The 12,456-nt window shown below is 45.8% G+C and carries 17 protein-coding genes; 13 read left to right on the top strand and 4 right to left on the bottom strand.

The features are described from left to right. Nucleotides 1-44: 44 nt before the first annotated feature. Nucleotides 45-746 carry a 2OG-Fe(II) oxygenase gene (locus tag IEV16_RS01230; RefSeq protein ID WP_188363838.1) on the top strand — a complete coding sequence of 234 codons (702 nt, stop codon included), beginning with the start codon at nucleotides 45-47 and terminating at the stop codon, nucleotides 744-746. A 61-nt stretch (nucleotides 747-807) separates the two neighbouring features. Next, nucleotides 808-933: a type B 50S ribosomal protein L36 gene (ykgO, locus tag IEV16_RS01225; protein WP_188363837.1), complete on the top strand. Its 126-nt coding sequence runs from the start codon at nucleotides 808-810 to the stop codon at nucleotides 931-933. Nucleotides 934-1,001: 68 nt separating this feature from the next. Here the strand turns inward: ykgO and IEV16_RS01220 are convergent, their stop codons facing one another. Both IEV16_RS01220 and IEV16_RS01215 read right to left on the bottom strand, forming a co-directional pair. Further along, nucleotides 1,002-1,376, bottom strand: a complete 375-nt coding sequence (locus IEV16_RS01220) for an Mth938-like domain-containing protein (protein WP_188363836.1) — start codon at nucleotides 1,374-1,376, stop codon at nucleotides 1,002-1,004. Between the two features lie 11 nt (nucleotides 1,377-1,387). After that, a complete protein-coding gene (locus IEV16_RS01215) occupies nucleotides 1,388-1,690 on the bottom strand; it encodes a YhbY family RNA-binding protein (RefSeq protein WP_188363835.1) in 303 nt (100 codons plus the stop codon). Nucleotides 1,691-1,764: 74 nt separating this feature from the next. Between IEV16_RS01215 and IEV16_RS01210 the strand changes: the two genes are divergently transcribed. The 11 genes from IEV16_RS01210 (at nucleotide 1,765) to IEV16_RS01160 (ending at nucleotide 9,854) form a co-directional block, all read left to right on the top strand. Continuing rightward, nucleotides 1,765-2,388: an RlmE family RNA methyltransferase gene (locus IEV16_RS01210; protein ID WP_188363834.1), complete on the top strand. Its 624-nt coding sequence runs from the start codon at nucleotides 1,765-1,767 to the stop codon at nucleotides 2,386-2,388. A 15-nt stretch (nucleotides 2,389-2,403) separates the two neighbouring features. Next, a complete protein-coding gene (gene ftsH / locus IEV16_RS01205; protein ID WP_188363833.1) occupies nucleotides 2,404-4,338 on the top strand; it encodes an ATP-dependent zinc metalloprotease FtsH in 1,935 nt (644 codons plus the stop codon). Nucleotides 4,339-4,344: 6 nt separating this feature from the next. Further along, nucleotides 4,345-5,154, top strand: a complete 810-nt coding sequence (gene folP / locus IEV16_RS01200; protein ID WP_229728204.1) for a dihydropteroate synthase — start codon at nucleotides 4,345-4,347, stop codon at nucleotides 5,152-5,154. Further along, on the top strand, nucleotides 5,141-6,478 hold the full coding sequence (gene glmM, locus IEV16_RS01195) for a phosphoglucosamine mutase (RefSeq protein WP_188363832.1): 1,338 nt from the start codon (nucleotides 5,141-5,143) through the stop codon (nucleotides 6,476-6,478). The genes folP and glmM overlap by 14 nt, the downstream gene beginning before the upstream one ends. Then, nucleotides 6,475-6,912, top strand: coding sequence for a copper chaperone PCu(A)C (locus IEV16_RS01190; RefSeq protein WP_188363831.1), 438 nt, complete (start codon nucleotides 6,475-6,477; stop codon nucleotides 6,910-6,912). Before glmM ends, IEV16_RS01190 begins: the two co-directional genes overlap by 4 nt. 8 nt (nucleotides 6,913-6,920) lie before the next feature. Then, nucleotides 6,921-7,952, top strand: a complete 1,032-nt coding sequence (gene queA / locus IEV16_RS01185; RefSeq protein WP_188363830.1) for a tRNA preQ1(34) S-adenosylmethionine ribosyltransferase-isomerase QueA — start codon at nucleotides 6,921-6,923, stop codon at nucleotides 7,950-7,952. Between the two features lie 100 nt (nucleotides 7,953-8,052). Continuing rightward, entirely contained in the window at nucleotides 8,053-8,241 is a 189-nt protein-coding gene (locus tag IEV16_RS01180; RefSeq protein ID WP_188363829.1) for a hypothetical protein, read from the top strand. Between the two features lie 139 nt (nucleotides 8,242-8,380). Further along, nucleotides 8,381-8,542 carry a hypothetical protein gene (locus tag IEV16_RS01175; RefSeq protein WP_188363828.1) on the top strand — a complete coding sequence of 54 codons (162 nt, stop codon included), beginning with the start codon at nucleotides 8,381-8,383 and terminating at the stop codon, nucleotides 8,540-8,542. 116 nt (nucleotides 8,543-8,658) lie between these two features. Then, nucleotides 8,659-8,940 carry a BrnT family toxin gene (locus IEV16_RS01170; RefSeq protein ID WP_188363827.1) on the top strand — a complete coding sequence of 94 codons (282 nt, stop codon included), beginning with the start codon at nucleotides 8,659-8,661 and terminating at the stop codon, nucleotides 8,938-8,940. Next, nucleotides 8,930-9,226, top strand: coding sequence for a CopG family antitoxin (locus tag IEV16_RS01165; protein ID WP_229728203.1), 297 nt, complete (start codon nucleotides 8,930-8,932; stop codon nucleotides 9,224-9,226). Before IEV16_RS01170 ends, IEV16_RS01165 begins: the two co-directional genes overlap by 11 nt. A gap of 88 nt (nucleotides 9,227-9,314) precedes the next feature. Then, nucleotides 9,315-9,854, top strand: a complete 540-nt coding sequence (locus tag IEV16_RS01160) for a M23 family metallopeptidase (protein ID WP_188363826.1) — start codon at nucleotides 9,315-9,317, stop codon at nucleotides 9,852-9,854. Nucleotides 9,855-10,170: 316 nt separating this feature from the next. Here the strand turns inward: IEV16_RS01160 and IEV16_RS01155 are convergent, their stop codons facing one another. After that, nucleotides 10,171-10,770 carry a PhnA domain-containing protein gene (locus IEV16_RS01155; protein ID WP_188363825.1) on the bottom strand — a complete coding sequence of 200 codons (600 nt, stop codon included), beginning with the start codon at nucleotides 10,768-10,770 and terminating at the stop codon, nucleotides 10,171-10,173. A gap of 33 nt (nucleotides 10,771-10,803) precedes the next feature. Beyond that, entirely contained in the window at nucleotides 10,804-12,450 is a 1,647-nt protein-coding gene (locus IEV16_RS01150; RefSeq protein WP_188363824.1) for an acyl-CoA dehydrogenase family protein, read from the bottom strand. Between the last annotated feature and the right edge of the window lie 6 nt (nucleotides 12,451-12,456).

The raw sequence follows: 12,456 nt of genomic DNA, 5'->3' as shown, positions 1-12,456 counted from the left end.
ATCCGAATCCTTGTGCTATACTGTCGTCTTTTTTGGTTTGCACCATGTCTGATTTTATTGGAATTTTCCCCCATGCGCTGTCAAAGGCGTTTTGTCATCACTGCATCGATAAATTTTCCTCCAGCACAGAAGTCAAACAAGGTCAGACAGGCCATGGTGTGGATTTAAGCAAAAAAAACAGCCTTGATTTAATGTTGAACCAGCAAGAGGATTGGCGCCATGAGCTACAAACCATTCATCAGGCGGTGTTGGAAGGACTGATTCGCTATGTCAGGCAATGGCCGTTTGTTTTGGTGGGCGCGCTGGCATTACAAGTTCAGTCATCTGACGGGCCCAGACAAATTTCAGCAGCGGACATTCAGTCGATGAATGACGCTGAATTGGCTAATCTGATTAAGGTGGTTTTTCGTTTGGGTAATACCAATTTGCAGCATTACCGGCGTCAAAAGGGTGGTTATTTTTATTACCATTCAGAATTTTATCCACACCCCAATGACCCGGCTCAAGATTCCTTACACCGGGTGTTGTTATGGATGTTTTATTTAAACGATGTCACTGAAGGGGGCGAGACTGAATTCTACCACCAACAAAAAGCAGTACAGCCTGAACAAGGTACATTGGTGATCGCGCCGGCATTTTTTACCCACACCCACCGGGGTAACAAACCTGAGTCAAATGACAAATACATTCTGACCTCCTGGCTGATGTATCGACAGGCACAAGAATTGTATGGGCAAAACGGATAATTTCTTGAAGTTTGTCTGAATATCCGTATAATCGACACACTTTGAGTTTGAGCGGTAAATTATGAAAGTTCTGTCATCATTAAAATCAGCCAAAACGCGCGCGCGAGACTGTAAAGTGGTGCGTCGCCGCGGTAAAGTGTTTGTGATTTGTAAATCTAATCCCAAATTGAAAGCCCGCCAGAAATAACCAGTTTTGGTCGAACACATAAAAAAGCCCTCGGATTGAGGGCTTTTTTAGTTTATGGTTATTTGAAACTAATCAGCAATCAGCATTAAGCACACAACCTTTCGATCCTCAGACATCAGAATATTAAAGGTTCGGGCTGCGGCTTGATTATCCAGCACTTCAAAACCAATGTTGTTTTTTATTAACGGCGTCAGTATCTCAGTGTCCGGAAACACAATCCGCTCACCGGTGGCCAGCAAAATAACTTCCGGATTGAACTTGGCCAATCTTTTAATCAAGCGGGTATTTAAAGAAGACACGTCATTGATTTTAACTGACTCAACCGCATCATCCCAGGGAATGATGATGCTTTGCCGGTAAATCTGGTGATAAAACTCGCAATAATCAGCGGCGGCTGATTTGATGATGTTGGGGTGTTTTGTGACTGATTCTGATAAATCCATGAGGTTATCGTTTATTTGGGAAGTTCATATACCGGGTTTTTGGGATTGGCACGATAAATGGTTAAGGTTTGGCCAATACGTTGAATTTCAGTGGCTTGGGTGGTTTTGATGATTGTCTCAATCAATTGTACCCGTTGTTCGCGATCCGCTCGGATTTTTATTTTAACCAATTCGTGGTAATCCAGTGTTGTTTCCAGCTCTTTGATGATGTTCTCGGTGATGCCTTTATCGGCCACGGTGACGTAGGGTTTAAGTCCATGGGCAATGCCTTTGAGGTATTTAACCGAGTTTTTGTTCAGTGATTTGTTGGCCATTCAATGTTAAAATTCGAATCAATCCGCCATTTTAACAGCAGTCGAGACCATTTAACAGCAACCGAGCACAAGTCATGGCCAGAAGCAAAAGTTCCAATCAATGGTTACAAGAACATTTCACCGATGAATACGTCAAAAAATCCCAGCAACAGGGCTATCGGGCACGTTCGGCTTATAAGCTGATTGAAATCATTGACAAATATGATTTATTATCCGGTGTGGACTCGGTGGTGGATTTAGGCGCAGCACCCGGTGGTTGGTGTCAGGTTGTGCAGCAAAAATCCACAGATAAACTCACCATCATCGGCCTGGATTTATTGGCGATTGAGCCTATTTCGGGTGTGCACTTTATTCAGGGGGACTTTACCGATGATACGGTTTATCAGACCCTGCTGGATACCTTAAACGGGCAGAAAATAAACCTTGTTTTATCCGATATGGCCCCCAATTTAAGTGGTGTAAGCGCCACTGATCAGCCAAAAAGTATGTATTTGGCTGAACTGGCATTGGATTTTTGTCGCCAGTCACTCGAACCCGGCGGTTCCCATGTGGTCAAATTGTTTCAAGGCGAAGGCTTTGATGAACATTTAAAGTTAATGCGAGCATGTTTTCAGCGGGTGGTGATTGTTAAACCCGATTCTTCACGGGCGAGATCCCGGGAAGTTTTTGCCATCGGCATGGGCTTTAAAAATTTGTAAACGAAGAGGCATAGTTTGAATAACATTACCAAAAATTTATTATTGTGGGTCGTGGTCCTGATGGTGCTGATGAGTGTTTTCGGCAGTATGGTCGAACCACCGGCCAATAAAACAGATGTACCGTATTCTGATTTCATCAAAATGGTTCAAAACGGACAGATTGAGGAAGTCGTGATTGACCCAGAAACATCCGTTCACCGTAAAATTACTGCGGTGACCTCCAGCGGTGAGCAACTGACGGTTCAGGCCGGTGATGACCCCCATCTGGAAGACGACTTAATTCTGAACGATGTGAAATATTCAATCAAAGCGCCACAGCAGGATGGCTGGGGCTGGCGTATATTTGAGACCGTATTTCCGATTTTGTTGTTTATTGGATTGTTCTTTCTGATTATGCGACATATGCAAGGTGGTGGCGGAAAGGGCGGTGCCATGAGTTTTGGTAAATCCAAAGCGAAATTACTCAGCGAAGAAAGCGCTAAAGTCACTTTTGCCGATATGGCCGGTGCAGAAGAAGCCAAAGAAGAAGTCACCGAAGTGGTGGATTTCTTAAAAGATCCGACTAAATTTAACAAACTCGGCGGTAAAATTCCCCGTGGTATCTTGATGGTGGGTCCGCCGGGTACCGGCAAAACCTTACTGGCACGCGCCATTGCCGGAGAAGCGAAAGTACCTTTTTTCAGTATTTCGGGATCTGATTTTGTTGAAATGTTTGTCGGTGTCGGTGCCTCTCGGGTACGCGACATGTTCGAACAAGCCAAGAAAAATGCACCCTGTATTATTTTCATTGATGAAATTGATGCCGTCGGTCGCCAACGTGGAGCCGGTTTAGGTGGCGGACATGATGAACGTGAACAAACCTTAAACCAGTTATTGGTTGAAATGGACGGTTTTGAAGGCAATGACGGTGTGATTGTGATTGCAGCCACTAATCGACCCGATGTTTTGGATCCGGCTTTGTTGCGCCCCGGTCGTTTTGACCGTCAGGTGGTGGTACCGTTACCGGATATACAGGGCCGCGAAGCCATTTTAAAAGTTCACATGAAAAAAGTGCCTCTGGCCGATGATGTGAAGCCCGGCATTATCGCCCGTGGAACACCCGGTTTTTCCGGTGCGGATTTAGCTAACTTAGTCAATGAAGCGGCTTTATTTGCCGCCCGCGAAGATGCCACTGAAATCAGTATGGAGATGTTCGACAAGGCCCGCGATAAAATCATGATGGGTGCCGAACGCCGTTCAATGGTGATGAAAGAATCGGAAAAACGCAACACCGCTTACCACGAAGCCGGGCATGCCATTGTGGGTTTAATGGTGCCGGAACACGATCCGGTGTATAAAGTCACCATCATTCCGCGTGGTCGGGCGTTGGGTGTGACCATGTTTTTACCCGAAGAAGACAAGTATTCTTACAGTAAGACCGCACTGGAAAGTCAAATTTCCTCTTTATACGGCGGTCGTATCGCCGAAGAAATTATCGGCGGTCCCGATGCGGTGACCACCGGTGCTTCCAACGACATTGAACGGGCCACCGACATTGCGAAAAACATGGTAACTAAATGGGGTTTGTCCGATGCGCTTGGGCCCTTAACCTATTCGGAAGATGAAGGTGAAGTGTTCTTAGGTCGTCAAGTGACCCAGCATAAAAATATGTCTGATACAACCGCCGATAAAATTGATAAAGCGGTTCGGGATATTATTGACCGTAACTATAAGCGGGCTGAAAAAATCCTCAAAGAAAATCTGGATAAGTTACATTTGATGGCACAGGCATTGATTAAGTACGAAACCATAGACAGCAAACAGATCGCTGAAATTATGGAAGGTAAAGAGCCTTCACCACCGGTCGGGTGGCAAGCCAGTGATGATGACGAGGATGGTGGCACTAAACCGCCGAAGAAAACCACCGATCCGAAACAAACCGGGTTCGGAGATCCTGCTGAACAGACCTGATACAGCGTGAACAAGGATTTTAACATTATGGGGGTGCTCAATGTCACCCCCGATTCTTTTTCGGACGGCGGTCGATTTGTCGATCATGAAAGTGCTTTAATACACGCTGAATCCATGATTGCAGAAGGTGCTGATATCATTGATATTGGTGGTGAATCCACCCGTCCGGGAGCGGCTGACGTCTCACAACAGGAAGAAATCAACCGGGTGGTGCCGGTAATCAAAGCTTTGCGTGAACGTCACCCTGAAATACCATTGTCGATTGACAGTCGTCATTCGGAAGTGATGGCGGCTGCTTTAGATGCAGGCGCCACCTTCATTAATGACATTCACGCCTTGCAATCAGTCGGTGCCATTGAGGTTGCGGTTGAATATGATGTGCCGGTGTGTCTGATGCATATGCAAGGTACGCCGGCGACCATGCAGGACAACCCACAATACGACAATGTGGTGCAGACGGTGCTCGATTTTTTTGAGCAACGGGTGGAAGCCTGTATGCGTGCCGGTCTTGATCCCGACCGCATTATACTGGATCCAGGTATCGGTTTTGGTAAAACCGTGGCCCATAATATGCGGCTGATACAGAATATCAGCACCCTTAAGCAAATGGGTTTTCCGGTCATGATAGGCGTATCGCGTAAATCCATGTTTCAGACTTTGCTTAATCGATCGGTGGACCAGCGTCTTGCAGGCTCGCTGGCTGTGGCGCAGTTTGCCTACTTTCAGGGTGCCGATTATTTTAGGGTACATGATGTTGCGGCCACCCGTGATGTATTAACCATGAGTCATTATTTGGTTCAAAATGAAACAGATTAAAAAATTTTTCGGTACCGACGGTATCCGCGGCAAAGTCGGCGGTCCTTTGATGACCGCAGAATTTGCATTGAAACTCGGCTATGCCGTTGGCAAAGTGCTGGGTGAAAGCAAACCCGGCAAAACCATTGTTATCGGTAAAGATACCCGGGTGTCGGGTTATTTGTTTGAATCGGCGCTGGAAGCCGGTTTAGTCTCAGCCGGTATTAACACCACCTTATTCGGCCCCATGCCCACTCCGGCAGTGGCCTGGCTGACCCGAACCTTACATGCCAGTGCCGGGATTGTCATCAGTGCCTCGCACAACCCTTATTACGATAATGGTATCAAGTTTTTCAATCATCAGGGCGAGAAGTTGTCCGATGAACAGGAACTGGCCATTGAAGCCTTGCTGAATCAGCCCATGGAAATGGTGGATTCAAGTCAACTGGGTAAAGCCAACCGACTCAGTGACGTCGATGGCCGGTATATTGAGTACTGCAAAAATGCCGCCAATAATCTGATGTTGTCAGGCTATAAAATTGTACTGGATTGTGCCCATGGCGCGACTTATCAAATTGCCCCAAGGGTTTTGACTGAACTGGGTGCCGATTTGGTGGTTATCGGAAATAAGCCTGACGGATTTAACATTAATCAAGATTGCGGCAGTACCGAAGTGGCGGTACTGCAGGAAAAAGTCGTCGAAACCAAAGCCGATCTGGGCATTGCCCTGGATGGCGACGGTGATCGGCTGGTGATGGTGGATCATACCGGCAATGAAGTCAATGGAGATCAACTGATTTTCCTGGTGGCCAAACACCTGCACGCGAATAATCGCTTAAACGGTGGCGTTGTGGGTACACTGATGTCAAATCAAGGCATGGAAAAAGCACTTGCTGATTTGGGCATTCCTTTTGAACGGGCACAAGTGGGTGATCGTTATGTGCATCAGAAGCTGCATAAAAACAATTGGATATTAGGCGGTGAATCTTCAGGTCATATTTTGAATCTTGATTTGGCCACCACCGGTGATGGGATTATCAGTGCATTGATGGTTCTGAATGTGATGATGGAATCAGGTCAGAGTTTAAAAGAACTGGCCGATGAAATGCCGGTATTTCCACAGGTTATGATTAATATTCAGCACCCCGAACCCAAAGAACTGGCGGCTGATGATGCCTTAAATCAGGCTGCTGATGAAGTGGATAAAAGCTTGGGTGACCAGGGTCGGGTGCTTATCAGACCCTCGGGTACAGAACCAAAACTACGTATTATGGTGGAAGCTGTTGAACAGGATGTGGCACAACAGCATGCTGAAAATTTATCTAAAATTGCGAGAGAATTATGAAAGTAGTGTATGTATTCGTATTAAGTTTACTGATGTTGTCTGCACAAGCCTCAGATCTTGTTCCCACAGTGGATAATGCCTGGTTACGTGCCGGCCCACCCAATGCCAATATGCTCGCGGCTTACGTCACATTAAGTAATGAAAGCGAAAAAACAATTACATTGGTGGGCGCGGACAGTGAGGCCTTTGGTATGACAGAAATTCATCGGACCCTTGAAGTGGACGGTGTTTTCAAAATGCGCGAGCAAAAAGCCTTACCGATGGCGGCGGGTGAAAGCCTCACCATGGCACCCGGTGGCTTGCATATTATGCTGATGATGCCCAAACAAGCCATTGAGATCGGGCAAACTGTTGAGATTACCTTGAACTATGAAACGAACGAAGGTGAGTCATTCAATCAGACCATCCAATTCCCGGTCAAAAAAGAGCAATAAAACCCATCATGAACAAAAAGGATTTTGATTACGAGCTGCCGAAAGAACTGATTGCGCAGCAGCCGATTGCTGAGCGCAGCCAAAGTCGTCTGCTGGTGATGGATAAAGAAACCGGGGAAGTGGCTGATTGTCAATTCACAGAGATCATTGATTATCTAAAACCCGGTGATTTACTGGTCTTTAATAACACCAAAGTCATGCCGGCACGCTTACCGGGTCGAAAAAAAACCGGCGGACAAATCGAAGTCTTTATTGAACGGGTATTAAATAATCAACAAGCCAAGGCCTTACTTAAAGCCAATAAATCGGTACCCTTAGGCACTGAAATCTATTTTAATGACCAACCGGTGCTGCAAGTTACGGGTCGCCAGGGCATGTTTTTTCTGGTTGAATCGCTCGATAAGGATAGTGATATTAATACCATTATGGAACAGCATGGTGTGATGCCTTTACCGCCCTATATCCAGCGTGACAGCACCGAAACCGACAGTGTACGTTACCAGACCGTGTATGCCCAAACTGCCGGTGCTGTGGCCGCACCCACCGCCGGATTGCATTTTGACGATAAAACCTTAAACCGAATAAAAGCGCAGGGTATTAACAGTGCTTTCGTCACCTTGCATGTCGGTGCCGGCACCTTTCAGCCGGTCAAAGTTGAGCGCATCGAAGACCATAAAATGCATAAAGAATGGTTAGAACTCGATGAATCCGTTGTTAAAGCTGTGAAAGAAACCAAAGCCCAAGGCGGCCGCGTCATCGCCGTCGGCACCACCGCCGTCCGCTGCCTGGAAACCGCCGCCCAAAACGGCGAACTCAAAGCCTACTCAGGTGACACCGATATTTTTATCTACCCCGGTTATCAGTTCAAAGCCATCGACGGCCTGCTCACCAACTTTCACCTCCCCGAATCTACCTTATTAATGCTGGTATCCGCCTTGGCCGGCCGCGATAACATTATGAAAGCCTACCAACACGCCATCGAGCAAAAATATCGCTTCTTTAGTTATGGGGATGCGATGTTGATTGTTGGCAATAATTAATAAAAAGATTCAAATTTGGCTAATTAAAGTCTGCTGCACAGACACACAGAGTTCATGCTAAGATTAACAGGTATTTTATACTGCATTGAGGCTAAGTAAGATGACATCAAAAATTAATAAAGATGAGGCGCATAAAATGGTGGATCAACTACCGGCTGATTCGACATGGGGTGACTTAATGCGTGAAATATACATTCGCGAGACCATTGAAAAAGGTTTAAGTGATAGTTATGCCGGTAGAACAAAGCACGTAACAGAAATTAGAAAAAAATATGGACTGCCTGAGTGAATGTACATTGGATCGAAACGGATGAAACACATTTTTATCCTAGGTTGGGCAGAGTGAAGCGATGCCCATATTCATAGCCACAATTTAAATAAAATAACCGCCTTAATCCTAACCTTGTGATTAGTACTTTAAAGGACAAATGGGGCTGGCCGATGTTAATTCACTGGCTTTGGGTGTCATGATTTTCTTTCGGTGGCCGGAATCGGCATTGTGGTTTATCGGCCTGATGATGGACATAGAGTTGATTTTCCACGACTGGGCCTATGTGATTTTGACACTGGCGGTTAAGTCTTTGAAATAGTCTTATTTATGAATTAAATTAATTCAGTCATTCCATTTTCTATAAATCATTGGTTGTTTAATTGCGTTATATAAAAATGATGTCAAAAGGCACACATTAGGTTATAATCTATTTATATGAAGCAATTCGATTGGGACCCGAAGAAAAATCAGCAACTCATTGTAGAAAGGGAAATATCCTTCGAAGAGGTTATATTTCACCTTCAAACAGATGGTTTGCTGGATGATGTAAAACATCCTAACCAGGCCACCTATCCGCATCAGAGAATCTATGTCGTTGCTATTACCGATTACGCTTACTTAGTGCCGTACGTAGAATCAAATGAGACAATTTTTCTTAAAACAATTATCCCAAGTCGAAAAGCAACGAAACAATACCTGAGGAATAATGATGAGTAAATTAAAACTGGATAAAGACGAAAAGCAGTTACTTGATGCCTATGAGGCCGGTGATTTTGAGTCTGTGCTAACACCTACTCGAAAAAAGCAGATTCAAGACATGGCAAAGCAGACATTTAAAAAAGATAAACGTATCAATATTCGTATTTCAAGCCGTGTTCTTGATGCCATTCAAAAACGTGCCCTGGAAGAAGGTATTCCGTACCAAACATTGGTATCGAGTATTCTACATAAATATGTGTCAGGTAGCTTACATGACGTGACGGCTTCTAAACGAATGCAATAAGATTCTTATCAAGCAAATCTCTGATTCTTAAATGAAATTAAAATATACACTTGCTAGTCTGTTATTGATGAGTATTTGTCAACCCGCAATGGGCAACGGGTTCATAAAAATCCATGCGCCGTATAAAGAATCGTTCTCTTGTACTGAGCATTGGGATGGCCAGTTTAAATCGCTTGGTGATGCCCTGGGTACAGATTGTGTTATTCAGAAACTGGTTGATGTGGAAGGCAGGGTTTTTCAGCGGACTTTTAGGAATCAGGGCTTTGAAAATACCGATTGGTTTGGTTTCGGCAAAGATGTTCTGGCACCCTGTGATTGTGTTGTTGAGGCTATCCACATTAATGAAGCCACCAATAATCCCGGCATGATGATACCGGGACGAGCGAGTTCAATCACCTTTCGAAACAAAGATTATACCCGGGTTTTATTGGCTCATGTGCGAGACATACGCGTTAAAGAAGGCCAGGAGGTTAAAGCCGGTGAAATTGTCGCGAAAGTAGGTAATAATGGTTACAGCAGAAATCCACATACTCACATTGCCGCTTGGTCAGAAGACAAAATCCCGTTACAAATTCAATTTGATCAAACAACCTTAGGGATTAAGACAAGGCAAGAGATAGCGAAATAACTAATAGGTTTTTTGTTGGTTTTGTGTGGGCGGTATAACCCAAGCAAAGCATAAAAATGAACGACACTTTCGGGCTTGGCAACTGCCGCATCCTGCTAACGTTGCAGAACTAAGTCCTTTAGGCCACCGGGAAGCCCATGTTTGGTTCTCATGGTGTGGATTTTTAGACAAGCTTCGCTTTGTTTGTTGCAGAAACTCGCCTACAGGGATGTAGGTGTATCGCGCTAAATTGGACTTGATAGTGATTGAAGCACCGGCTCACCAACAGTAGGGCCCCTTAGGGCAGGTCGAGGATGTCGCAGTTGTCTGTTGTTTACTATTGTTTCTTCACAAACTCAGTGAGAATGACGATGCGTTGGCTTTCGACACGGCCTTCGATTTGGGCGGGGTTGTTGGGGACTAAGGAGATGCCTTTAACTTTGGTGCCTTGTTTGGCGGTGAAGCCGGCACCTTTGACTTTCAGGTCTTTGATTAAAAAGACATCATCACCGTCTGATAACACATCGCCGTTGCTGTCGCGGTGTTTCTCTTCGTCTTCTTCTGCGGTCGAATCACCGGTGCTGAAGCCGTCTTTGGCCCAGCTGAGTTCTTCATCGGTGAAGTAGATCATGTCGAGTAAATCTTGTGGGCCATGATTTCTTTGCAGGTGGTTTAAAACCCGCCAGGAAAGGACTTTAACAGCGGAAACTTCGCTCCAGATGCTTTCGTTCAGGCCATGCCAGTGATTAACATCCAGTGTTTCGGGGTTATTGATCTGTAACTGGCATTGTTCACAGGCATAGACATAGTCGCTGATTTCGTTGCCTTCTTTGGGTGAAACTAAGTAAGCGGACAATTTGTCTTCTGAACGACATAATTCGCATTGTTGCTTGCTGCGCTGTGCCAGTGTTTTGATTTGTTGATCTGTTATATTCATGGCGTGGATTATACGATAAATAACTCATTATTATCAGACTGGGTCAAAAGACCGGCTTAAAATGGCTTTGAAATCTATCTGCTCGGGTAACTGGCCAAAACAAAGCCCTGAACCCGAAGCCAGTCGGGCTTGGCAATACGTATCACTGACTAAATTATTGCCCATTTGAATGAGTTGTGCAGCTTGCATGGCTTTGGCCATTTTTTCCACATAAAAACGGGCTGATACCTGAGTAAAGTCATTGCCTGTTAAAGCTTGAAGCTCATCGACGGCCCGATCAAATAAAGTATGACCACCACGGGATTTATCTAATTCTTTGAGATAGGACTGATAACAATCAGGTTGTTTGTGAATGGCACGGATGACATCGAGGCACTGGACGTTGCCGCTGCCTTCCCAGATAGAATTCACCGGGGCTTCTCGATAGAGGCGCGCCAGTGGTAATTCTTCCACATAGCCGATACCACCTAAGCATTCCTGGGCTTCGCCAATGTGCATCGAGGCACGTTTACATATCCAGTATTTACCGACCGCAGTGAGTAAGCGGACTAAATCGCGTTCATGTTGTTGATCCTGGTGGTCTAAAGCGTGCGCCACCCGTGCGGTCAGTGCCAGGGCGGCTTCTGATTCCAGACATAAATCGGCAACGACATTTTGCATCAAAGGCTGGTCAATTAACAACTCACCAAAAACTTCTCGCTGCGTGATATGGTGTAAGACTTGCACGGTCGCCTGACGCATCAGCGCTGAGGAGCCAATCATGCAGTCATATCGGGTCATGGCCACCATCTCGATAATGGTGCGCACACCTTTGCCGGGTTCGCCGATTAAATGGGCTTCGGCGCCGGCAAATTCAATTTCTGCCGAGGCATTGGAGCGGTTGCCCATTTTATCTTTCAGGCGCTGAATGTGAGTATTGTTTTTCTCACCGTCATAACGCCAACGCGGCATCAGAAAGCAACTTAAGCCGGCCTCAGTTTGTGCCAGGGTTAAAAAGGCATCACTCATGGGCGCCGAGCAAAACCATTTGTGGCCAGTTAACAGATAACGTTCACCCAGTTCATCTGAACCGACATGTTTGGCTTGCGAGGTGTTGGCGCGGACATCGGTGCCGCCTTGTTTTTCGGTCATGGCCATACCAACAGTGGCGGCGTTTTTATCCGCTAAGGGAAGGTTACGACCATCGTATTGGCTGTTGAGGATTTTCGGTAACCAGTGTTTTGCCAGTGCTTTGTTGTGATTAATACTGGGCACACAGGCGAAGGTCATGGTTAGGGGACAGGCACTGCCGGCTTCGTTCTGGTTATACAGATAATTGCGGGCCATGCGCACCACATGACTGCCGGGTTGTGAGTTTTTCCACGGCAATGAGGGAATATCATAGTCACAGGCCAAAGCCATGAGTTCATGATAAGCCGGGTGATAACGGACTTCATCGATACGTCGCCCGTAAGGGTCGTGAGAATAAAATTCCGGTGTGACTTTATTGGCCACATCACCTTTTTCAATCCATTCGGCTTGTCCTAACAGGCCGCCTAATTTAACCAGGCTGTCTTGGCCCCAATCGCCGTTAAAGCGGGCACAGATTTGTTGTAAGGCGACATCACTCTGGTAACTGTTATAGTTGCAAAGCGGTTGGGGCTGGTTAATAACCTGGTGGGTGGTAAGGTCTTTATTCATAATATT

This window comes from Marinicella pacifica, from assembly GCF_014636635.1.
Lineage (GTDB): Bacteria > Pseudomonadota > Gammaproteobacteria > Xanthomonadales > Marinicellaceae > Marinicella > Marinicella pacifica.
The sequence above is the reverse complement of the archived record's forward strand: the minus strand, read 5'-3'. Positions and strand labels throughout refer to the sequence as shown.

What these genes read in the sequence shown, in the direction of transcription:
- IEV16_RS01230 (WP_188363838.1), top strand. Translation starts at nt 45, where the DNA reads ATGTCTGATTTTATTGGAATTTTCCCCCATGCGCTGTCAAAGGCGTTT.
- ykgO (WP_188363837.1), top strand. Translation starts at nt 808, where the DNA reads ATGAAAGTTCTGTCATCATTAAAATCAGCCAAAACGCGCGCGCGAGAC.
- IEV16_RS01220 (WP_188363836.1), bottom strand. Translation starts at nt 1,376, where the DNA reads ATGGATTTATCAGAATCAGTCACAAAACACCCCAACATCATCAAATCA.
- IEV16_RS01215 (WP_188363835.1), bottom strand. Translation starts at nt 1,690, where the DNA reads ATGGCCAACAAATCACTGAACAAAAACTCGGTTAAATACCTCAAAGGC.
- IEV16_RS01210 (WP_188363834.1), top strand. Translation starts at nt 1,765, where the DNA reads ATGGCCAGAAGCAAAAGTTCCAATCAATGGTTACAAGAACATTTCACC.
- glmM (WP_188363832.1), top strand. Translation starts at nt 5,141, where the DNA reads ATGAAACAGATTAAAAAATTTTTCGGTACCGACGGTATCCGCGGCAAA.
- IEV16_RS01190 (WP_188363831.1), top strand. Translation starts at nt 6,475, where the DNA reads ATGAAAGTAGTGTATGTATTCGTATTAAGTTTACTGATGTTGTCTGCA.
- queA (WP_188363830.1), top strand. Translation starts at nt 6,921, where the DNA reads ATGAACAAAAAGGATTTTGATTACGAGCTGCCGAAAGAACTGATTGCG.
- IEV16_RS01180 (WP_188363829.1), top strand. Translation starts at nt 8,053, where the DNA reads ATGACATCAAAAATTAATAAAGATGAGGCGCATAAAATGGTGGATCAA.
- IEV16_RS01175 (WP_188363828.1), top strand. Translation starts at nt 8,381, where the DNA reads ATGGGGCTGGCCGATGTTAATTCACTGGCTTTGGGTGTCATGATTTTC.
- IEV16_RS01170 (WP_188363827.1), top strand. Translation starts at nt 8,659, where the DNA reads ATGAAGCAATTCGATTGGGACCCGAAGAAAAATCAGCAACTCATTGTA.
- IEV16_RS01165 (WP_229728203.1), top strand. Translation starts at nt 8,930, where the DNA reads ATGATGAGTAAATTAAAACTGGATAAAGACGAAAAGCAGTTACTTGAT.
- IEV16_RS01160 (WP_188363826.1), top strand. Translation starts at nt 9,315, where the DNA reads ATGGGCAACGGGTTCATAAAAATCCATGCGCCGTATAAAGAATCGTTC.
- IEV16_RS01155 (WP_188363825.1), bottom strand. Translation starts at nt 10,770, where the DNA reads ATGAATATAACAGATCAACAAATCAAAACACTGGCACAGCGCAGCAAG.
- IEV16_RS01150 (WP_188363824.1), bottom strand. Translation starts at nt 12,450, where the DNA reads ATGAATAAAGACCTTACCACCCACCAGGTTATTAACCAGCCCCAACCG.